The organism is Shewanella sp. QJM3NY_23 (assembly GCF_056173105.1).
The window spans coordinates 2,023,962-2,045,066 of record NZ_CM149657.1; the positions used below are offsets into that span (position 1 = coordinate 2,023,962).

Consider the following 21,105-nt stretch of genomic DNA (forward strand, 5'->3'; position numbering starts at 1 on the left):
CAACTAGAATGTGTCTGCAGGGATACACTCTATAGTCAAAAATACGTTTGCTCCAAAACGACTGCGTTAAACCAAATGGATTAATACCAACCAGCCAAAACAGTCCCTATCAAACGATAAACGCACAATACGAAATGCTTCAGTAGATGCTCGATAACGATGATGGGGCACGGAGCAGTGGTAGTCGTTACGTGACGCGAATGTAACAAGATCACTCTTAATCTGTGTTAACGCTATTTTTTATGCCAGCCTAACGCTAATAACATGTCGAGCTGGTTAAAATTCGCATAGAATACTCATTTGAATAAAAATACCGCTTTATGCACTTTTGAAAATATAACCCCGAGATATTTTTAACCGATATTCAGAATGAGGCATAACTATTCATCATTTAGCATCACCAAGCCATGAACGATAGACAATAAATACCCGTAATTACCCTATAAATACGTCAAAGCGTTTTACCATCGAGTTGATAAAGAGCGCCGTGCCGTTGCTAGGTATCACAACAACAGCGGCTAGCTCTTTTAGATTATCGGTTAAGGCTGAGTTTAAAAGCTGTTTGTAAGTCCTGTAACGGTGAGAGATCTAGGGTGCTTTTACGGCTACGACTAAACAATGATGACTCAATAAACAGTGAGAACCAGGCATTAAGGCTATTAGCGTTGGCGACTTCACCTGCGCTTGCTAGCGCTAACGCGGCCACTTCGGCGGTACCTAACTGGAAATCGCGACTGCCCTTACGTAAGCCATAACGCGCAGCGGTCTCTGGGGTAAAAGATAATAGCGGCAGTTGATGTAAATAAGGGCTTTTACTGAACATTTTAATCGCTTCTCGCCAACTACCATCGAGTAACACCAATAAGGGCCGCTTTCCTGAAGGAGACGCTTCGACTTGGCCTGTTTGGGTCACCGACTCGACAACCGCTTGACCCGGTTTAGCGTATTCACTGGGAAACACCACATAAGGTTGATAGTGCGGCGAGTTAAGCAGGTTCAATAGTTTGCGATTAGCGTAGTTACGCGACCAAATATAAGCATGGGTATCGGGAATAAGATCGGCAATTAAGCGTCCCGAATTACTGGGCTTTAACACTTCATCGTCGTACATGATCAATAAAAAACTGACATTGGAGTCAAGCTGTCGACGAAATTCACAGGTACAAAACTGCTGCGCCAATAAGCAGGCCTCGCAGCGTAGCAGGTTTTTACCGCGAGCATTATAGGGTCTGGTTGAGATCGCTTTACGATATTGATATCGCTGGTGGATAGCGTGAGGTGTAAAACCCATAATCTATTTTTTGCCTTTAAAAAATTTCAATGCAATGGTGGCGCCACATCTATCGTTGTGTCGACGATACGCCAAAGGTTCCTCTATTATAGAGGACAATAAAAAAGCGAGCATCTGCTCGCCTTTTTGATGGGTTTATCACCACTAGAGTATGCGGCGCAGTAAAAAGTCAGCCTTAATGCGCCGAATGCGATTCATAATTTTGCGCACCGGCGCTGGGTAATCTTTTAAGGTTTCAATTTGACTGTAGTGATACAAACGCTGGGTATGCTCAAGAATATGCGCCTGTTCATCAGCAAAGTGTGATTGCCAGCAACCCTCTTTATCGTGGATAAGCAAGCCATTTTCTAAGTCCAGCGCCCAAGCACGCGGATTAAGATTAGATCCGGTGATCAGATGATACTGTTCATCCGAGCTTATTCCCTTGAGGTGATAACTATTACGCCCATGTTTCCATAAATGAATGTTCAGCTGGCCAGAGTCGATAGCCCACTGCTGGCGCTTAGCAAATTTACGCAGCGCCTGTTCATACAGGTAAGGCAGTGCGCCAATGGTGGAGAACTGCTCTTCTGGCGGAATAAAAAAGTCGTTAGCCGTTTTGTCACCCACCACGATATCGATGCGTTTTCCCTGCTTAAGGTGCTTAGATAAGGCGCGAGACAATATATAGGGCGGATTAAAATAGGGAGTACAGATAAACAGTGAGCGCTTAGATTCAGCAACCAAATCAACAATCAGCCGATTAAGTTTATTACGCTTACGACCCAGTCCCACTAACGGCGTCACTCGATTACCGCGTTTGGTGGCAGTAAACTCATATTGTGCCGCGCTTAAACGCGATTTAAGTGTGCGTACATCGGCCTTATCGGGTAACTGTTCGCTCTCTTGCGGCTGAGTCAGTGACGTTACCGCTTTATCGCTAACAATGTAATCTTGCACCATTTGGCGCATTGAGCGAGCGAGCTCTGGCGAATCAATCACGTGATAACGATCGAAGCGGTATTTGTCGCCTTGATGTAGATAGATATTATTTAAACTGGCGCCGCTATAGATAACGGTATCGTCAATAATGAAGCCCTTGAGGTGTAATACCCCCATAAATTCACGAGACTTAACCGGCACCCCTAAAATCGTGATCGGATGTTGTGCCTGCTCCATCACCTTGCGGTACATTAAATAATTGCCACTATCGCCTTTGTGACCAATCAGTCCGCGGCGCGCACGATGAAAATCCACCAAGACGGTGACATCTAATTGGGGGTTGTTGGCTTTGGCATCCATAAGCGCCGTGAGAATTTCACGACCCGCTTCGTCATCTTCGAGATACAATGCGGCGATCGTAATGGCAAATTTAGCCTGAGAAATCTGTGTTAATAGTTCGGCTTTTAGTGCCGAGGGGGTTAGCAACCAACGAATTGAATCGGGTTGTAACGCAATACCACCTAGCTGATCCAGCAAGGTATCCTCCTTCGAAAAATAGTGACCATCACGGCAATAACAACGGGGTATCCCCAAATACATGCCTTAAGGCTTTACAACTGACCAACGCAAACCTGCGTGATAATGTGTCGTTATGCCCCGTGATGTATGTCAGGATCTTGGTCTCACATGAGCACTTTAATGAAATAACCACTTGCGCATCTTTGGGATGACTCGATTAATTAGCGCAATTGACTCGCATGTTTAAACCACATCTTCGACCCAATACTATCGGGTATTTTGGCCTAAATGCATAAGCAATGTCTCATCAGCAAACCATTCTAGTGGTATTGCGTAAAGCCTCATCGACGCAATTATGGCCCATGGTGAGCCTATCCTTCTCTCAAGGGGATAGAAATTACCGACTTACGCTACGTGGGGCAAGGTTTTTCTACAGGATTGCGAGTTGACGAGCAAAATAGTGGCTTTAATTTAACCAAGCACACCAGTGTCGTCCAATTATTAACCATCAATATCAAATTTATGCCGCCGTCACGGCTTTTTCATCATGCAAACGTTACAATAAAATGTTTGCGTTTAAATGAGATCATTATGAACACTAAAATACTCATCACCCTAGCCTTAACGTTACTGGCGGCCTGGGGGATTTTTCATTTTAAAACCCAGTTAGGTTTACTGATATTACCGCTATTTATTGCACTGGTGCTCTTTGTCACCTTGCGCCTGTACCGTTTAATGGAAAAAGATGCGCCTGAAGATAAAGATGAATAAAGCCGCGCGAGTCAAAAACTAGAGAGATAAGGCCTGAGTATTAATTCTTGGGGTGATCAACATCTGATAAGCAGAAACGCTTGGCTTACAGTAAAATGCTCACCAAAGAGAGAAAGTTGCTTGCTCCTATGGAGCTGTCCATAATGAGCCTTTAGCCTCAACGTTATCATTGCCATGCCTTTTAAACTGTTTGCCACCCAATATGTTCCCTCTCGCCGCTCATTATGGCTCAGCCTAACTCTTGCAGGTGCGCTGACCAGCGCAGCACTGACCTCACAAACGGGCTATAGCGCCGAGCACGCTAGCGCAGCGACAACAGCCACACGGACATCAACACCCCAATTACAGACACCATTTCAAGTACAGGCTCAATCACAATCTAAGTCGCAAGCAAACGCGGTGACATTGCAGCAATTGCAGCCAGCAACGTTTGAAAACATGACTCGTCAGTTAGCCCCACGTCACTCCCAATTAGCCATCGGCGTGGTCGACTTACATTCAGGCCAGGCGTTATATCAGCACAATATTGATACTTTAATGCAGCCCGCTAGCACCCAAAAGCTGCTGACCGCCGTTGCAGCAACGGCTCAACTGGGCAATGCCTTTCGCTTTACCACCGCCCTTTATGGTCAATCAGTGAACCATAAAGGAGAGCTTAATGGCGATCTCTCTATACGCTTTAGCGGCGATCCCAGCCTCACCCGCAATGATTTAAGCCATTTAATACAACAGCTCTCCGAGCAAGGCGTACATACCATTAAGGGGAACGTCTATTTAGTGGCTCAGGCCGAAGAGCAGCTTCGCGCTCCTGGTTGGGTGTGGGACGATCTAGGCATCTGTTACGCCGCGCCTGTGTCGCAATTTGTCATTGATAGAAATTGCATTTTCGGTGAACTCACGCCGCAACTTGGCAGCAATCACAGCCAGTTGAATTTTCCAAAGGATCTTCCTGTCACCTTAACGACCAGTGCCCAGTTTGATAAAAATAATCAACGGGCATTGTGCGATTTGGCATTACAACGCTTACCCAACAATCACTTTCACTTAAGCGGTTGCTTTGCGGGTAACCAAGCATTGAAGCTGGCCATCGCCATTAATGAACCAGCCCTTTACGCCCAGCAAGTAGTGACTCAACTTTTTGCCAAAAGTAATGTGCGCCTGAGCGGTAACGTGCTGCTCAGCAACCAAGTCAACCAGCAGGCCAAATTGCTGGCGCAGCATTACTCGGCGGCCTTGCCTGAACTGCTGAGCACCATGTTACTGACCTCTGATAACTTAATTGCCGACAGCCTATTCAAAGCGCTAGGCGCGGATGTGTATCAACAGCCAGGCACATTTCTCTCTGGCACTAAAGCAATGAAACAGGTTTTAACTGATGAAGGCATTGACCTTGACTATGGGCAAATTATCGATGGCTCAGGGCTATCACGGTATAACTTGTTAAGCGCAAGGCAACTGACGCAGGTATTAATGCTTATTTATCAAGATGAGCGCTTTCGGTCTTTATTGGCGCAGTTACCGCTGGCCGGGCGTAGCGGCTCTTTGCGATACAAATCGGGTTACCGCCAAGCGCCATTGCAAGATAAGGTGCAGGCCAAAACAGGTTCAATGCAAGGGGTCGACAACTTAGCGGGCTATTTAAGCTTAAATGCTGAAGATAATCTGCTATTTGTGATCCTTGAAAATGGCATCGACCCACAGCAAAAGCAGACACAACCCATGCCCTTTAGCGCGCAATGGTTAACGGCGTTATTGAAAGAATCCCAACCAACGCCCTCTCAGTAAGCGTTAGTAACAAAAACGCGTCTAAGTTGGTCTTAGACGCGTTGTTTATGTCGCTTTTATAGAGCTATTCGTCAGCATTTAGAATAGCGATTCATCCATTGCCATCACAGTCGCATCGCCACTACTGACTTGAGCTAAATGGTAATCGACCTTAGGTAACAGTTTAGCCATGTAAAAATCAGCCAATTGCTGTTTGGTTTGGCTAAATTGTTGATCTTGATGGCCTGCGGCTTTATCGGCCATCAATAACCAATAATAGCCATACATTAGATGACCGAAGGCATCGAGAAAATCGACCGCCGAGGCATTGATCAATGCAGGTTGAGTCAATTTGTTATCGTTGATCTGGTGCGCCACCGTTAATAGGGCTTCAAATCGTGAAGCCACCGCATTTTTATGCTCGTCACAAATGTGCGTCATCGCGGTCAAGGTTGCTTGATGTTCAGTGACAAACTCAGTCAATGCAGTGACATTATCGCCTGTGGTTTTACGGCCTAAGAAATCGATAGCTTGGATACCATTAGTACCCTCATAGATTTGGGCGATACGAGTGTCACGCACTAGCTGCTCAATGCCAGTTTCACGAATATAACCGTGACCACCAAACACTTGCTGAGCCATCACCGCGGCATCTAAACCTCTATCGGACAAAAACGCCTTAGCAACAGGAGTCATCAAGCCAACATAACGAGCGGCTTTGGCTTTAACTTCACCTTCACCATATTTGGCTAAATCCAATTGTTGACCGGTATAGACTGACATTGCACGGCCCGCTTCGGTATAACAACGGATATTCAGCAGCATGCGCCTAACATCACCGTGGACCAAAATAGGATCGCTTATCGCCCCAGTTGGTGAGCCGCCAGCGGCAACGCCTTGAGTACGCTCTTTTGCATACTCAGCAGCCATCTGATAAGCGGCTTGAGATGTACCCAGCCCTTGAATACCAATGGCTAAGCGCTCATAGTTCATCATGGTGAACATGCAGACTAACCCACGATTGGCTTTACCAATGAGGTAACCTTGAGCATTATCAAAGTTCATCACACAGGTCGCAGAGCCCTTAAGCCCCATTTTGTGTTCAATCGACCCGACGCTAACACCGTTAGTCTCACCCAGCTCACCGTCATCATTCACCTTAATCTTAGGCACTAAAAATAGCGAAATACCGTTTGAGTCAGGCAACTTGGCCAAAACCAGATGGATAACGTTGTCGGTGAGATCGTGATCGCCACCAGTAATGAATATTTTACTGCCGCTAATAAGATAGCTGCCATCATCTTGTGGCACTGCTTTGGTGCGAATGTTACGCAGATCCGAGCCCGCTTGCGGCTCTGTCATGTCCATGGCTCCAGCCCATTCACCGCTATAAAGCTGAGGTAAATAGGCTGCTTTAAGTGCATCACTGCCATGAGCGTTAATGCATAAAGCCGCGCCCGCCGTTAATGAGCCGTACAGCGTAAAAGCGTTACAGGCACTGTAAGCCATCTCATCGACAAGAACCCCGAGCATTTTAGGCATTCCCATACCACCGAAATCAGGCTCACCGCAGAGTCCGACCCAACCGCCCTGTGCATATTGGTCATAGACCGCTTTGTAACCGTCGGGTGTGATCACCTTATCACCTTGATGACGCACGCCTTGCTCATCGCCACTGCGGTTTATAGGATGGATCAAATCACGCGCGATTTTATCGGCTTCATCCATAATAGCCACCGCGGTATCCATGTCTACCGACTCGGCAAGTTGAGGTAGCTTAGCCCAGGTTTGCGGTGCATCAAATACACCTTCTAGCAGGAATTTCATGTCGGCCAACGGCGCGTAATATGGATTCATCTTTTACTCTCAAACATCAAATTAAAACAGTTGTTTTAATCTATACTAACTCGTTAACAGAATAAAGCCTTTTGTTAAGGAACCGTGGGCTGCTTCCATAAAAAAAGCCCCGCAAAAATTGCGAGGCTATTTGATAAAAATTTACAGCGATCACCACATTAAATCGTCAGGGATCACATAATCCGCGTAAGGATCGTCTTCAGCGACTGTCTCTGCTTGCTCATCTTGTTGCCACAAGTAACCGCACCATTCAGGTACCAATAAGTGGACTCGTTCAGCTAATTTATGCGGCACCAAATAACTGGTCTCTTCATAACGAACGATCCCAAGTTGGCCATTAAGTAGTTGGCTTTGCAGCTTGTCGGTGATGTAAACAGAATAAATTTTAGTGCCTAGAGTGTAGTTAAATTTAACTTCAGCTCCTTTAGGTACATCAACGGCGAGACGCTTAAACTCGGTGATAAGCCCTCTTACTTGGCCTTTTTCTGTCGCCTGGGCAAAACGTTGCTCATTGAGCGCTTTGTCTTTGGCAATTTGAGCCTGCTTCTTGGCGGCGATTTCTTGCTTTAGCGCCTCTGAGCCATCATCTACCTTGGCTTTACGATCGCGGCGTTTTTGGGTTTTAGTATCACGCACTTTTTGTTTGCTTACTAAACCCGCTTTTAACAGTTGTTCTTGAAATGGGTTCGCCATGGGTTTCTCACTATCCTTGATAGCAAGCATTGCTGCTATCTCGTTATGGGTTATAAAATGAGTCTATCTATTAAATACAGTCATTAAGCACGAGGGCTCATCTGGGCTAATTTACTCAGTTCGGTCATCGCCAAACTTGCGCCGCCTAGGGACCAGCCACCATCAACAGGTAAGATGGTACCTGTGATATAGCTCGCCATAGGCGAGGCCAAAAATAACGCGGCATTGGCAATGTCTTGGCATTGACCATTGCGTTGCAGTGGCACGCTTTGAGCCACCCGTTGCTGTAATGCCTCACTCGGCGCTAAACGATTAAAGCCTTCGGTGTCGGCAATGGGGCCCGGAACTATCGAATTAACGCGGATCCCTTCACTCCCCCACTCTAATGCTAAACTTTTAGTTAGCATATCGACGCCGGCTTTGGCAGCGCTGACATGTGCCTGCATTGGCATGGCAATATAGGCTTGGGGCGCTGAGATCTGAATGATGCTGCTACCCGGTCTTTTCAGCAACGGATAAGCCTGTTTTAACACCTGAAAACTGCCCAGTAAATCAATGTCCATCACAGATTTAAAGCCGTTTTCGCTCAATTGAGCTGCCAAGGCGGGGAAATTCCCCGCAGCGCCACTAACTAAAATATCGATATGCTGATATTGAGTGGCAATAACGGCAAAGCCTGCCTTTACCCGCTCAAGATCGCGCACATCGAAACTGACACCGAGCATGTTTGCATTTGGGTTAATGCTTTGCAGTTGGTTAACTGCCGCATCGACTTTATCTTGGCTACGGCTCGCCACTGCCACATTAGCACCAGCATGGGCAAATGCCTTAGCAATGCCTAAATTAATGCCACTGGTGCCACCGACAACGACGACATGTTTACCTGAGTAATCGAATATTGCTTGGTTATCTTGCATGGTATTTCAATCCCTCCAATCATCTGTTGCCGTTTAAGTTAGGCGCGCTCCCCTTAGCCTGTCAAGTATCTGCCAGCACTAAGCTAATGAAGCGTGAATAGCACTGAGCGCCGCAAGCGGATCAGCCGCTTTGGTAATTGGACGACCTATGACTAGGTAGTCTGAGCCTGCAGCAATGGCTTGTGGCGGTGTCATGATGCGATGTTGATCGCCTTTGTCGGCGCCTGCTGGACGAATGCCAGGGGTGACCAACTTAAACTCAGGCCCAAATTCAGCCTTTAACATACTGGCCTCTTGCGCCGAACAAACAATGCCGTGTAAACCCGCTTGTTGAGTCAACGCAGCAAGTCGTTTTACATGCTCGGCGGCGGATACATTGATCCCCAATAACTTAAGATCGTCATCGCTCATCGAGGTCAATACGGTCACAGCAATTAACAATGGGGCTTTGTCACCATAAGGCAACAGTGCTTGCTGAGCCGCTTGCATCATGGCTAAGCCACCACTAGCGTGCACATTGGTCATCCATACGCCAAGCTCCGCCGCTGCAGTAACCGCTTTAGCTACGGTATTGGGGATATCATGAAATTTTAAATCGAGAAAAAGGTCGAAATCACGACGGTGGATCTCTTTGACTAAATCGGGCCCAAACAGGGTAAACATCTCTTTACCCACTTTTAGGCGGCACATGTTGGGATCTAATTTATCGATTAGCTGCAAAGCTTCGGTTTTATTATCGTAATCTAGCGCCACTATAATGGGTTTACTGCTCATCTTGTTCTCCTGATGCTTTGCATGTAGTACGTATTATTCGCCGTCGAGTCCGCGGATCCGCTTGATAGTGCCCCAATGTTTACACGAAGGACAATGCCAGTAGAGTGTGTGTGACGGGAAACCACACTCAACACAGCGGTAACTAGGACGGAATTTAATTTGTTGTTCGACCAATTCGGCTAGCATATTGAGGCTTTTCTTTGCCTGGCCATCTTCAGCATGTTGCAGTTGCATCTTCATCAGATGCTGGAAACTTTTCATGGTTGGGTGTCTATATAAGCCATCGAGTACCAGTTTTTCGGCGTCTTGGATTTCGCCTTGAGCTATCATCTGCTGTGCCAGCGTAATAGCGACACTGGCGCCAGCACCCTGCTCTAATGCTTCTCGCAACAGTTCTCGGTAAGCAGGTTGATCTTGTTTGTCCTGGTATGCTTCTTTCGCGATGGCCAGTGCTTCAGGAAACAGCTCAATATCGACCTCTTTTAGCCTATTGAGTATCTCTTTGCACCGACTAACATCTTGTTGATCAAGATATATTTTTGCCATATTTAACAAGGCGCGACCACAAGTACTGTCTTGCTTTAATGCCTGACTCAGCATTTTTAATTTGAGTTCACTGTCTTGTTGTTCATCAGCCAACTCACAATAAAGGTGTGCCGATAGATGCTTCAGCGTTTGCTGGCGTTTACGTTTGAGCGTTTTGATGATATCGATGGCTTTTTGCCAGTCTTTGGTCACTTGATAAATAGCCACCAACTGATCTTCAGCTTCTTCGCTGTGATCATCTTGTCGCACTAGGGCTAAAAATATCTCTTCTGCGCGGTCGTAAAAACCCGCGGCGAGATAATCTTTGCCCAGTTCCATCATGGCAATATCACGCTGTTCGGTGGTCAAGCTTGGCCTAGCAATCAGATTTTGATGAATGCGAATTGAGCGATCGACTTCGCCACGTTTACGAAATAATGACCCCAGAGACAGATGGGTGTCTATGGTGTCATCGTCAACATCGAGCATGGAGATGAAGAGATCAACCGCTTTATCTGATTCATTTGAAAGAAGAAAGTTAAGACCGGTAAAATAATCTCGGCTGAGCTGTTTACGCTTACTATTCTGTTTGTGCCGTATACTACGACGCCCCATATACCATCCGTAACCGGCGGCAATAGGCAATAACAGAAACAGGATCTCTAACATACTAAGCGTTCAGTTCTTTGGGTTTAACTTGGTCTTCAACCGTGGCAACATCAAGGGCTGATGTGGGGACTTGGGCTTCCAGTTGGGCTATTTTTTTATTGGCTTGGCGTATTGCCAGCTTCATTTTCGCGATATGGTACACGGCAAAAATCCAACTGACGAGAAAGCCAACTAAAAAAACCACACCCAACACCACAGGGAGACGATATTCGCCTTGGGCAACAAAGTAACTAATGGTTACCAACTGTTCATTTCGAGCACCAAATAATAAAGCAAGCACGAAAAACAAGGCTACAAGGATGGTCGCAATAAATGACTTCACGTTACACTCCATAAACGCGTAATGGTGAGATGATTATCTAAGAATTTAAGCTAACTAGCCAGCTATACCTATGATTTAGGCATAAAAAAGCCTCCGAGAGGAGGCTTTTAAAACGATGTCATTTACGAGTTGATCGAATCAACGCGCTCACGCAGTTCTTTACCTGGCTTAAAGTGCGGCACATATTTGCCTTCCAATTCGACTGAAGTTCCAGTTTTTGGATTACGGCCTGTACGTGGAGCACGATAATGAAGCGAGAAGCTACCAAAGCCACGGATCTCGATACGATCACCGCTTTCTAATGTTGTTGCCATTTGCTCCAACATCTCTTTGATTGCATTTTCAACTTCTTTTGCCGACAGCTGCGACTGCCTAGTGGCAAGTTTTTCGATTAGTTCGGATTTAGTCATCCTGTACCCTCTTTAATCAAGCCAAACACAGTCACCTAACGGGGATGAAACATCCCCGAACTTCAGGCGATTTACTTACGAGCTGCTTTGAACGCTTCAGCCATAGCACTGCTCATAGCAACGTCATCTTGCTTGTTCAGGTTAGCCATCGCTTCTTTCTCATCAGCTTCATCTTTCGCTTTGATAGATAGGCTGATAGTACGGTTCTTACGATCCACACCCATGAACTTAGCTTCAACAGCATCACCTACTGAGTATACAGTAGACGCGTCTTCGATACGCTCACGTGAGATATCAGCAACACGTAGATAACCTTCTACAGTGTCAGCTAGCTCAATGGTAACGCCTTTCGCGTCAACAGCAACTACAGTACCGTTTACGATAGCACCTTTCTTCTTATCTGCAAGATAAGCATTGAACGGATCGTCTTCAGTTTGCTTAACGCCTAGGCTGATACGCTCGCGTTCTGGATCAACTGACAGTACAACTGCGTTGATTTCGTCGCCTTTCTTGTAATCAGATACAGCTTCTTCGCCAGTACCGTTCCAAGAAATGTCAGATAGGTGAACTAGACCGTCGATGCCGCCGTCAAGACCGATGAAGATACCGAAGTCAGTGATTGACTTGATCTTACCAGTAACTTTGTCACCTTTCTGGAAGCGCTCTGCAAAATCATCCCATGGGTTAACTTTACATTGCTTAAGACCTAGAGAAATACGACGACGCTCTTCATCGATGTCTAGTACTAGAACTTCAACTTCATCACCTAGGTTAACAACCTTAGATGGGTGGATGTTCTTGTTAGTCCAATCCATTTCAGAAACGTGTACTAGACCTTCAACACCTTCTTCGATTTCAACGAAACAACCGTAGTCAGTTAGGTTAGTTACGCGACCAGTTAACTTAGTGTTTTCTGGGTAGCGCTTGCTGATTTCTAACCATGGATCTTCGCCAAGTTGCTTAAGACCTAGTGAAACACGAGTGCGCTCACGATCGTACTTAAGTACTTTAACGTTGATTTCGTCACCAACGTTGACGATTTCAGATGGGTGCTTAACACGTTTCCACGCCATATCAGTGATATGTAGTAGACCGTCAACACCACCTAAGTCTACGAATGCACCGTAGTCAGTAAGGTTCTTAACGATACCTTTAACCGCTTGACCTTCTTGTAGATTCTCAAGAAGAGCATCACGTTCTGCACTGCTTTCAGATTCGATAACAGCACGACGAGAAACAACAACGTTGTTACGCTTCTGGTCTAGCTTGATAACTTTGAATTCTAATTCTTTGTTTTCTAGGTGAGCAGTGTCGCGAACTGGGCGAACGTCAACTAGAGAACCTGGTAGGAATGCACGGATACCGTTTAATTCAACAGTGAAACCGCCTTTAACCTTACCATTGATGATACCGATTACAGTTTCAGCATCTTCGTACGCTTTTTCTAGAACGATCCAAGCTTCGTGACGCTTAGCTTTCTCACGAGAAAGTTGAGTTTCACCGAAACCATCTTCAACAGAGTCTAGGGCTACGTCAACTTCGTCGCCAACTGCGATTTCAAGAACGCCTTGTGCGTTTTTGAACTGTTCAGCTGGGATTGGGCTTTCAGACTTCAGACCAGCGTCAACAAGTACCATACCGTTCTGGATTGATACTACAGTACCACGAACGATAGAACCTGGACGGAACTCAAGTGTTTCAAGGGATTGTTCAAATAGATCAGCAAAAGATTCAGTCATGTTTAATTTACTTTAAGTAATAAACCACAGCCCATCCTAGACGTGGAGTCAGATTAATCATTTGTCGCATCCGTGAGACAAATAGTATAACGCGCGTCTTTACAGACCCACGTCGGGTAATTTTTGTTTGATGTGCGCCAGAGCAAGCTCTACCACTTCATCAATGCCCATTGTTGTCGTGTCGATAACAAGAGCGTCCTCGGCTGGGATCAAGGGAGCAACGGGGCGATTCATATCGCGCTCATCGCGTTCAACGACCTCAGCTAAAAGACGGTCGATATTAACATCGAAGCCTTTGTCCTGCAACTGATTATAGCGCCGCTGCGCCCTTTCCTGCGCCGAGGCAGTTAAAAAAAGTTTAGCCGGTGTTGAGGGGAATACCACTGTGCCCATATCGCGGCCATCGGCGATTAAACCTGGCGCTTCAGCGAAGGCTCGCTGGCGACGCAATAATGCTTCTCTAACACTCGGAAATGCCGCCACTTTTGAGGCTGCGTTGGAGCATTCTTGGCTGCGGATATCGTGGGAAACATCCTCTCCTTCGAGTACCACTTTAATGCCGTTGTGATTAGATGTTATAAATTGAACATCGAGATGGGCGGCCAGTAGTGCTAAAGATGCTTCATTGTCTAGTTCGACATTATGGTGAATAGCCGCCAAGGCTAAAACACGATAAATAGCACCGCTATCAAGCAGCTTCCAACCTAGTCGAGAAGCAAGTAATTGACTGATAGTGCCTTTACCCGCACCGCTTGGGCCGTCAATAGTGACGATAGGAGCCCGTTGTGACATATGTTTCTCCAAATTAAATCCATCTTCCCTAACGATCTTGAATGCCGTTCACGAAAAAGAGCGCGCGCATTATAAACCAAAACCCGCAACAAAGCGGTAAAAAGTTAACATTAATCAGAGGAGGATCAGCTTAGGTTCAGAAAAAGGAAGCCATAAACTATCAGCTTCCTAAGGTGTGCAAAGTTTAAACTGCTAGTGCAGCAAACTTTTCAAAGTAATTAGGGAAGGTTTTCGAAGTGCAATCGGGATCATTAATGGTGATACCACAATCGGCAAAGGCCAACATGGAAAAACACATCGCCATACGATGGTCATTGTACGTATCTATCTGCGCAGTGTGAGGCTGTTCGGGAGGCGTCACGGTAATATAGTCGTGGCCTTCGTCGACCTCGGCGCCTACTTTACGTAACTCGGTTGCCATGGCAGCTAAACGGTCGGTTTCTTTAATGCGCCAATTATAGATATTACGAATCGTGGTCGGCCCTTTGGCAAATAAGGCCGTCGTTGCTATTGTCATCGCCGCATCGGGAATATGGTTCATGTCAAGGTCGACGCCAGTTAATGGCGCGGCGCGGGCAATAATATAATCATCGCCCCACTCTATCTGTGCGCCCATTTTCGCCAGTACATCAGCAAACTGAATATCGCCTTGAATGCTGTTACGCCCAACACCTGTGACCTTAACTTCGCCGCCTTTTATCGCTCCGGCCGCCAAAAAGTAAGACGCAGACGAAGCATCCCCTTCGACTAAGACTGTTCCTGGCGATACATATTGCTGCCCAGCAACAATCTCAAAGCACTGGTAGTTATGGTTTATCACCTGAACACCAAACTGAGCCATCAAAGCGATGGTGATATCGATATAGGGCTTGGAGACGAGTTCACCCTTAATTTGAATATTAACGGCCTCTTTTGCTAATGGCGCCACCATTAATAAGGCCGTTAAAAACTGGCTAGAGAGATCGCCTGCAATGGTGACATCACCGCCATTTAAGCCGGTTGCATTAATCGTCAGAGGGGGGAAACCGTCGTTTTTAAGGTACTCAATATCAGCGCCAAGCACCCGAAGTGCATCGACTAAGTCACCGATAGGGCGCTCTTCCATACGGGGCTCACCCGTTAAGGTAAATTGCCCTGTCCCTAAGGTAAGCGCCGCACATAATGGTCGCATTGCGGTACCCGCATTACCTAAGAATAAGCACTGAGGTTGCGATGCATGGAGCGCACCGCCAAGCCCTTCGAGTTCACAGACGGTTTTGTCATCTGAAAGCCGATAGTTAACACCTAATTGTTCAAGTGAAGCCAACATATGACCAATATCATCAGAATCGAGTAGATTGGTCAGTGTGGTCGTTCCTTTGGCTAAGGTTGCTAATAATAATGCACGATTAGAAATGCTCTTAGAGCCAGGAATGTTAATCGTACCTTGCACTTTGCTTATGGGCTCGAGTCGTAGTTGCTTCATTAATCACTCTTTTATCATTGCACGACCTATTTATCGGCCTGCGGGTTATCATTAACGTTATTACCATCACGACAAAATGGCGATCTGTTCAAAAGACTTTGAACCTCGTAGTTATAAAATTACTGATTGGCGCGCAGTATTCAACCCTTTTTTACTATTTTTACCCATTATTGCGTCGTTTTATTACTAAGCGGTTAAAAATAGGGTTTGTAGCCTGTGGTGATCCCTTAATGACTTAGGATAAATTGCTCTGGCATGAATTATTGCCAACTGAACAATGAAATCATTTCATCATGTTGACTGTTACTTAGAATAGGGTTTAGTTTATTCTTAATCACTTCACCGCATTCGCCGCTTACGGCCCAAAACAACAATAAAGGTTATCGAATATGTTTGAAAATCTGAGCCCTATGCCAGCAGATCCTATTCTAGGATTGATGGCTCAATACCGACAAGATCCTCATCCGCACAAAGTCGATTTAGGCGTTGGCGTTTATAAAGATGCTGTCGGTAATACTCCCATTCTTGCTTGTGTAAAGCGGGCCGAACAACTGCGTATCGATACCGAGCAGACCAAGGTATATATTGGCCCAACAGGCTCATCCGAGTTTAATCAATTAATTGCCGAATTAGCTTTCGGCAAAGATCATCAAGCCTTGCAAGAGGGCCGCATCCGAACCGTGTCGACTCCAGGAGGCACTGGCTCGCTGCGTGTCGCCGCTGATTTTATTAAACGCCTTAACCCCAATACCACCGTATGGGTTAGCGACCCGACATGGGCTAACCATATAGGGCTATTTGAAGCCGCTGGGTTAAGGGTCAAAACCTATCCCTATTATGATCACGCCAACAAAACCCTTAAGTTCGATGAGATGCTCCAGGCGTTGGCACAGATTGGCAAAGACGATGTAGTGTTACTGCATGCCTGCTGTCACAACCCAAGCGGCATGGATTTGACCAATGCGCAGTGGAACAAGGTCGTTGACCTCACAGTGCAACAAGGGTTCACCCCGCTCATCGATATGGCTTACCAAGGCTTTGGCGATGGTGTTGACGAAGATGCCTACGGAGTTCGGCAAATGGCAACTCACGTCGACGACATGATTTTATGTAGCTCTTGTTCAAAAAACTTTGGTCTCTATCGTGAGCGTATTGGTGCCTGTTCAATTGTGGCAGCATCGAGTCAGGCTGCCGAGGTGACATTATCGGTATTGTTATATGTAGTGCGTTGTCTTTACTCTATGCCCCCGGCCCATGGCGCCGCGATAGTAGAGACTATCTTAGGCAACACAGAACTAAAACAACAGTGGCTCGATGAACTGAAAGTGATGCGGGATCGGATCAATAGTAACCGCGCCATGCTGGTTAATAAACTGCTAGAAAAAGGCGTTAGCCGTGATTTTAGTTTTATTGCCCAGCAAAAAGGGATGTTTTCTTTCTTAAGCATCACACCTGAGCAAGTCGCACGATTGCAACGCGATCATAGTATTTATATGGTGGATTCTAGCCGTATCAGTATTGCGGGAATTGCTGAAGGAAATGTCGACTACTTAGCTGAATCAATTGCCAAAGTGCTATAAAACAAAAAAGTTCCTAGGATCTTTATCCTAGGAACTCATTTAATATAAATCACTTGTAACAGCTAGCTGCGACTAATGTTGCTCAGCAAAGTCCCGCATAAATCTGACTAACGCTTCAACACCCTCAATGGGCATGGCGTTATAGATACTGGCTCGCATTCCACCGACACTGCGATGGCCTTTTAACGCGACTAAACCCGCTTCTTTCGCCTGAGTGATAAATTGCTCGTTGAGCGATTCATCTTTTAAGTAAAAGGTCACATTCATTTGCGAGCGATTGGCTTTAGCCACGCGGGTTTCATAAAAGTCATTGCTATCGATAAACTGATATAGGGCTTGGGCTTTTTGCGTATTGAGTTTCGCCATCTCGGCAATCCCCCCTTTACCCTTAAGCCATTTAAACACTTCAGCAGCCAAGTACCAGGCAAAAGTCGGCGGCGTGTTGTACATAGAATCATGCTTAACGGCTAAGCGGTAATCCATGATTGAAGCTTGCGGCAGTTGCGGCAGAGCCAATAGCTCATCTTTTACGATAACAATACTCAGTCCTGAAGGACCTATGTTTTTCTGCGCACCCGCGTAAATTAACCCAAAACGGCTTACATCGATGTCACGCGACATAATGTTCGATGACATGTCAGCGACAATCGGCCATGGCGAATCTAATTCATCAAAAATTTCGATACCATCGACAGTCTCGTTAGGACAGTAATGTAGGTAACGATAATCTTGATCAATACGGCTAAGATTTGGAACGACAACACTGCTGATATTATTACTTTTTTCGACAATATCAAGCACGTCAATATTCTGCTCACCTACCAGTTTAATCGCTTCTTCTGCCGCGGCTAAAGACCAACTACCATCGACTAAATAGAGTGCCCTACCATTGTTGCCTAAAAAATTATTCACAACAGCAGCAAACTGGCCTCGACCGCCGCCATGCATAAACAAAACATGGTAGTTGTCGGGTATTGACATTAGCTCACGCAGATCTGCCTCGGCTTGCTCTGCCAGCGCAATAAACTCTTTACTGCGATGACTGACTTCCATCACCGACACACCTTGGCCATTCCAATCTAATAACTCCGCTTGTGCCTGTTGCATAACGGTGGCGGGCAACATTGCAGGGCCTGCACAGAAATTATATGTCGCGCTCACTTCTCTTCTCCTTTGACCTTTGATGTGTCATTGCGTGGGTACAAATGGTTATGTTTAATTATGGGTAATACGTTTCGGGGACTACGTTTCAAGTACTATATTTTAGTTTCAAAGTTTCACGTACTCAGGATTTGACTTGCACAAACAAAACGAGCGTCCCAAAGGACGCCCGTTAATTTACCTAGCTGTTACTCAGCGGGCTCTGTATCGTGTGTATCACCCGATGCACCCTCAACAGGCGCTTCATGAGCGTCGACTAAGATAGGATTACCCTCTTCGTCTAGTTCGACTTCATCTTGGATCTCATCGATACGCTGTAGACCGACCACTTTCTCATCTTCTGCGGTGCGAATGATAGTCACACCTTGAGTGTTACGACCAATGCTCGATACGCCAGTTGCTGGTGTACGCACCAAGGCCCCTTGTTACTGATCAGCATGATTTCATCATTTTCGCCAACTTGAACTGCACCAACAACGGCACCGTTTCGTTCGCTCACCTTGATAGAAACCACCCCTTTAGTGCCACGGCTCTTAGCCGGGTACTCAGACAAGGCTGTACGTTTGCCATAACCATTTTCGGTCACGGTAAGGATATCGCCATCACCTTTTGGCACGATAAGTGAAACCACACTGTGGCCTTCTTCTAGCTTAATACCGCGTACACCGGTTGCCGTACGGCCCATGGCACGCAGGGCTATAATTTCTTCGCCAGTTTCAGGATCGATTTTCACTTCACCCGTCTCAGAGTTACGGGCTTTTTCATTGAATCGAACCACTTTACCTTCGTTAGAGAACAACATGATATCGTCATTACCATCGGTAATATCGACACCAATAAGCTGATCGCCATCTTTCAGGTTAACGGCAATGATACCGTTAGCACGTGGGTTACTGTAGGCGGTTAATGCGGTTTTCTTCACTGTACCGTGCGAGGTCGCCATGATAATAAACTTATCTTCAGCGTATTCACGTACCGGTAAGATTGCCGTGATATGTTCACCATCAGACAGTGGCAACAAGTTAACAATGGGTCGACCACGGGCGGTGCGACTGGCTAACGGTAGTTGATACACTTTCAGCCAGTACATCTTACCAAAGTCAGAGAAGCACAAGATGGTGTCGTGGGTATTGGCGACCAATAATTTTTCGACGAAATCTTCATCTTTAACCTTAGTCGCTGCTTTACCTTTACCACCACGACGCTGAGCTTGGTAGTCAGACAGAGGTTGGTATTTAGCATAACCAAGATGAGACAGGGTCACGACCACATCTTCTTCGTTGATCAGATCTTCAAGGCTCATGTCAATTTCGTTGGCATTAATGATGGTGCGTCGTTCATCACCGTACTGCTCTAAAATCTCTTCAAGCTCTTCTTTGATCACTTCCATCAGACGCTCAGGGCTGCTCAAAATAAGCAATAGTCCAGCGATGAAGATCAGTAGTTCTTCATATTCTGATAGAATTTTCTCATGTTCTAGACCCGTTAAGCGATGTAAGCGCAGTTCTAGAATCGCCTGAGCTTGTTGCTCAGTCAGGTAATATTTACCATCGCGAATACCAAACTCTGGCTCTAACCATTCTGGACGTGCGGCATCATCACCCGCCTTCTCGAGCATGCTTTGTACATGACCCAGTTCCCAGCCCTGTGCCACCAGTTGTACTTTGGCTTCAGCTGGGGTTGGCGAGGCTTTGATAAGCGCAATAATAGGATCGATGTTTGCCAGAGCAATGGCGAGTGCTTCCAAGATATGAGCACGTTCGCGAGCTTTACGCAGTTCAAACACGGTGCGGCGAGTCACCACTTCACGGCGGTGTAAAATAAAGCACTCGAGCATCTCTTTAAGGTTAAACAGCTTAGGCTGACCGTCGGTCAACGCCACCATGTTTATACCAAAAGAGCACTGCATTTGAGTTTGGGCATAAAGGTTATTAAGGACAACCTCACCCACTTCGCCGCGCTTAATCTCGATAACGATACGCATACCGTCTTTATCTGACTCATCGCGCAGGCCGCTAATGCCTTCAATCTTCTTATCTTTAACCAGCTCGGCAATCTTTTCGATTAGGCGAGCCTTGTTCACTTGATAAGGGATCTCATGAACGATAATGCGTTCACGGCCATTGTCTTCAGTTTCCACTTCCGCTTTAGCGCGCATGACGGCGCGGCCTCGGCCAGTATTGTAAGCATCAATGATGCCTTTGCGACCGTTAATAGTGGCGGCAGTTGGAAAATCAGGCCCTGGAATATATTCCATTAGCTGTTCAATCGATAAGCTTGGCTCTTCGATTAACGCTAAGCACCCTTTTACCACTTCGGTTAAGTTGTGCGGTGGGATATTGGTTGCCATACCAACAGCAATACCTGATGAACCGTTGATTAACAGGTTAGGTACGCGCGTCGGTAATACGGCCGGAATGAATTCGGTACCATCGTAGTTAGGTACAAAATCGACGGTTTCTTTGTCTAAGTCAGCCAGTAAAGAGTGAGCTAACTTCTCCATACGAATTTCGGTATAACGCATTGCAGCTGCAGAGTCACCGTCGACCGAACCAAAGTTACCTTGGCCATCAACTAGGGTGTAACGTAGCGAGAATGGCTGCGCCATACGAACGATAGTGTCATAAACTGCAGTATCACCATGTGGGTGATATTTACCGATAACGTCACCGACAACACGTGCCGATTTTTTATAGGGTTTATTCCAATCATTCTTGAGTTCGTTCATCGCGAATAACACGCGGCGGTGAACAGGTTTGAGTCCGTCTCTTACATCAGGTAGAGCACGGCCAACGATAACGCTCATGGCGTAATCTAAATATGAATTCTTTAATTCGTCTTCAATATTAATTGGTGTTATAGATGAAGCCAGATCAGTCATAAACTGCTCGATCCCTTGAAATTTAGCCGACACCCCACTGTATGAAAATAAAAC

The 21,105-nt window shown here is 46.1% G+C and carries 16 protein-coding genes and 1 pseudogene; 3 read left to right on the plus strand and 14 right to left on the minus strand.

Annotation, left to right across the window (positions count from 1 at the left end):
- Positions 1–532: 532 nt before the first annotated feature.
- The gene (locus AC0VXX_RS09205; RefSeq protein ID WP_475516873.1) at positions 533–1,291 is read right to left on the minus strand and encodes a tRNA-uridine aminocarboxypropyltransferase; all 759 of its coding nucleotides are present in this window, start codon (positions 1,289–1,291) and stop codon (positions 533–535) included.
- Between the two features lie 144 nt (positions 1,292–1,435).
- Complete coding sequence (gene pssA / locus AC0VXX_RS09210; protein WP_475516874.1) at positions 1,436–2,749, minus strand: CDP-diacylglycerol--serine O-phosphatidyltransferase; 1,314 nt, start codon at positions 2,747–2,749, stop codon at positions 1,436–1,438.
- 573 nt (positions 2,750–3,322) lie between these two features.
- On the opposite strand from pssA, the gene AC0VXX_RS09215 reads away from it, so the two are divergent.
- Together AC0VXX_RS09215 and dacB are read left to right on the plus strand one after the other, a co-directional pair.
- A complete protein-coding gene (locus tag AC0VXX_RS09215; RefSeq protein WP_475516875.1) occupies positions 3,323–3,502 on the plus strand; it encodes a hypothetical protein in 180 nt (59 codons plus the stop codon).
- Between the two features lie 174 nt (positions 3,503–3,676).
- Positions 3,677–5,287, plus strand: a complete 1,611-nt coding sequence (gene dacB, locus AC0VXX_RS09220) for a D-alanyl-D-alanine carboxypeptidase/D-alanyl-D-alanine endopeptidase (RefSeq protein ID WP_475516876.1) — start codon at positions 3,677–3,679, stop codon at positions 5,285–5,287.
- Positions 5,288–5,365: 78 nt separating this feature from the next.
- Here the strand turns inward: dacB and AC0VXX_RS09225 are convergent, their stop codons facing one another.
- The 10 genes from AC0VXX_RS09225 to aroA all read right to left on the minus strand — a co-directional run bounded on the left by AC0VXX_RS09225 (position 5,366) and on the right by aroA (position 15,429).
- Complete coding sequence (locus AC0VXX_RS09225; protein ID WP_475516877.1) at positions 5,366–7,123, minus strand: acyl-CoA dehydrogenase C-terminal domain-containing protein; 1,758 nt, start codon at positions 7,121–7,123, stop codon at positions 5,366–5,368.
- A 150-nt stretch (positions 7,124–7,273) separates the two neighbouring features.
- On the minus strand, positions 7,274–7,816 hold the full coding sequence (locus tag AC0VXX_RS09230) for a DUF2058 domain-containing protein (RefSeq protein WP_475516878.1): 543 nt from the start codon (positions 7,814–7,816) through the stop codon (positions 7,274–7,276).
- An 83-nt stretch (positions 7,817–7,899) separates the two neighbouring features.
- Positions 7,900–8,733, minus strand: coding sequence for an SDR family oxidoreductase (locus AC0VXX_RS09235; protein WP_475516879.1), 834 nt, complete (start codon positions 8,731–8,733; stop codon positions 7,900–7,902).
- Positions 8,734–8,811: 78 nt separating this feature from the next.
- Entirely contained in the window at positions 8,812–9,507 is a 696-nt protein-coding gene (gene pyrF, locus AC0VXX_RS09240; protein ID WP_475516880.1) for an orotidine-5'-phosphate decarboxylase, read from the minus strand.
- Between the two features lie 33 nt (positions 9,508–9,540).
- Positions 9,541–10,701 carry a lipopolysaccharide assembly protein LapB gene (lapB, locus tag AC0VXX_RS09245; RefSeq protein WP_475516881.1) on the minus strand — a complete coding sequence of 387 codons (1,161 nt, stop codon included), beginning with the start codon at positions 10,699–10,701 and terminating at the stop codon, positions 9,541–9,543.
- A gap of 1 nt (position 10,702) precedes the next feature.
- The gene (locus tag AC0VXX_RS09250; protein WP_475516882.1) at positions 10,703–11,023 is read right to left on the minus strand and encodes a lipopolysaccharide assembly protein LapA domain-containing protein; all 321 of its coding nucleotides are present in this window, start codon (positions 11,021–11,023) and stop codon (positions 10,703–10,705) included.
- A 122-nt stretch (positions 11,024–11,145) separates the two neighbouring features.
- Positions 11,146–11,433 carry an integration host factor subunit beta gene (gene ihfB, locus AC0VXX_RS09255; protein WP_475516883.1) on the minus strand — a complete coding sequence of 96 codons (288 nt, stop codon included), beginning with the start codon at positions 11,431–11,433 and terminating at the stop codon, positions 11,146–11,148.
- A gap of 71 nt (positions 11,434–11,504) precedes the next feature.
- Positions 11,505–13,172, minus strand: coding sequence for a 30S ribosomal protein S1 (gene rpsA / locus AC0VXX_RS09260; RefSeq protein WP_110457652.1), 1,668 nt, complete (start codon positions 13,170–13,172; stop codon positions 11,505–11,507).
- A gap of 99 nt (positions 13,173–13,271) precedes the next feature.
- On the minus strand, positions 13,272–13,964 hold the full coding sequence (gene cmk / locus AC0VXX_RS09265) for a (d)CMP kinase (RefSeq protein ID WP_475516884.1): 693 nt from the start codon (positions 13,962–13,964) through the stop codon (positions 13,272–13,274).
- 184 nt (positions 13,965–14,148) lie between these two features.
- Positions 14,149–15,429: a 3-phosphoshikimate 1-carboxyvinyltransferase gene (gene aroA / locus AC0VXX_RS09270; protein WP_475516885.1), complete on the minus strand. Its 1,281-nt coding sequence runs from the start codon at positions 15,427–15,429 to the stop codon at positions 14,149–14,151.
- A gap of 389 nt (positions 15,430–15,818) precedes the next feature.
- On the opposite strand from aroA, the gene AC0VXX_RS09275 reads away from it, so the two are divergent.
- Positions 15,819–17,009: an amino acid aminotransferase gene (locus AC0VXX_RS09275; protein ID WP_475516886.1), complete on the plus strand. Its 1,191-nt coding sequence runs from the start codon at positions 15,819–15,821 to the stop codon at positions 17,007–17,009.
- A gap of 72 nt (positions 17,010–17,081) precedes the next feature.
- On the opposite strand, the gene serC is transcribed toward AC0VXX_RS09275, so the two are convergent.
- Entirely contained in the window at positions 17,082–18,170 is a 1,089-nt protein-coding gene (gene serC, locus AC0VXX_RS09280) for a 3-phosphoserine/phosphohydroxythreonine transaminase (protein WP_475516887.1), read from the minus strand.
- Positions 18,171–18,358: 188 nt separating this feature from the next.
- Positions 18,359–21,051 (minus strand): annotated as a pseudogene (gene gyrA / locus AC0VXX_RS09285) (DNA gyrase subunit A).
- Between the last annotated feature and the right edge of the window lie 54 nt (positions 21,052–21,105).